This is a genomic window from Halomonas sp. 707B3, assembly GCF_024158645.1.
GTDB lineage: Bacteria > Pseudomonadota > Gammaproteobacteria > Pseudomonadales > Halomonadaceae > Vreelandella > Vreelandella lionensis.
The window spans coordinates 1-1,367 of the sequence record NZ_JAMZBE010000296.1 but is presented as its reverse complement, the minus strand read 5'-3'; the positions used below and the strand labels follow the sequence as shown (position 1 = coordinate 1,367).

Genomic DNA, 1,367 nt, shown 5'->3' with positions numbered 1-1,367 from the left:
ACGCTATCACTGCCTGATACGGCGCTGATAAGCGATCTTTACACACTGCGGGACTATTTGCGCTGGGTATCCAGCGAGTTCTATCTGGCGGGGTTGCACTATGGGCACGGCACGCAGTCACCCTGGGATGAGGCGGTCGCGCTCTGCTTAGGCGCGCTGCACCTGCCTTGGAACGTCGACCCCGCCGTGCTGGATGCGCGGCTGCTGCCAGTTGAGCGCGAGCGGATTATTCGCCTCGCCCGCGAGCGCGTCACCACGCGCCGCCCGCTGCCTTACCTGCTGGGAGAGGCCTTCTTTGCAGGCTACCCGTTTAACGTGGATGAGCGCGTGCTGATTCCCCGCTCGCCGATTGCCGAGCTGATCGAAGATGGCTTTGCGGCCTGGTTCCCAGAAGAGCCACCCGCCCGCGTGCTGGATTTATGCACCGGCTCCGGTTGCATTGGCATCGCCACGGCGCTGGTGCTGCCGACCTGCGAAGTGGCCCTGGCGGATATCAGCCAGGATGCCTTGGCCGTGGCACGGCAGAACATCACTCGCCACGATGTCGGCGATCGCGTGCGCGCCGTGGAATCGGACGTGTTCAACGGTCTGGAAGGCCAGCGCTTCGACCTGATCGTTTCCAACCCTCCCTATGTGGATGAGCGTGACCTGGCCACCATGCCCGCCGAGTTCCGCCACGAGCCCTCGCTGGCGCTGGGAGCGGGCAGCGACGGTCTTGATATCGTGCGGCGTATTCTGCGCGAGGCCCGCGAGCACCTAACTTCAGAGGGCTGGCTGATTGTTGAAGTTGGCAACTCTGACCGCCATGTGGAGGCCGCCTTCCCCGAGGTGCCCTTTATCTGGCTTGAATTCGAGCGTGGCGGCCAGGGCGTGTTTGCCCTGAGCGCCGCTGAACTCGACGCCCATGCGGCGTCTTTTGCGTGAGGAATTAACGCCCATGTCTGGCAATACGTTTGGCAAACTATTTACCGTCACCACTTTTGGCGAAAGCCACGGCCCCGCATTAGGGGCCATTGTGGATGGTTGCCCTCCGGGCATTGCGATTAGCGAAGAGGATTTGCAGGGCGATTTAGACCGCCGCCGCCCCGGCAGCTCGCGCCACACCACCCAGCGCAAAGAGCCGGATCAGGTGCGCATTCTTTCCGGCGTGTTTGAAGGTAAAACCACCGGCACCTCGATTGGCCTGCTGATCGAGAACACTGACCAGCGCTCGAAAGATTACTCCAAGATCAAAGACCAGTTCCGCCCCGCCCACGCGGACTACACCTACCACCACAAGTATGGCCACCGGGACTACCGGGGTGGCGGCCGCTCCAGCGCCCGTGAAACCGCCATGCGCGTAGCGGCGGGTGCCATTGCTAAAAAGG

The 1,367-nt window shown here is 62.6% G+C and carries 2 protein-coding genes; both read left to right on the top strand.

Features of this window, described 5'->3' with window-relative positions:
- Positions 1-924 (top strand): 50S ribosomal protein L3 N(5)-glutamine methyltransferase (gene prmB, locus BIS10_RS18750; protein WP_253507797.1); only part of this gene is annotated, 924 nt, incomplete at its 5' end.
- A 13-nt stretch (positions 925-937) separates the two neighbouring features.
- Positions 938-1,367 (top strand): chorismate synthase (aroC, locus tag BIS10_RS18745; RefSeq protein ID WP_253507794.1); only part of this gene is annotated, 430 nt, incomplete at its 3' end.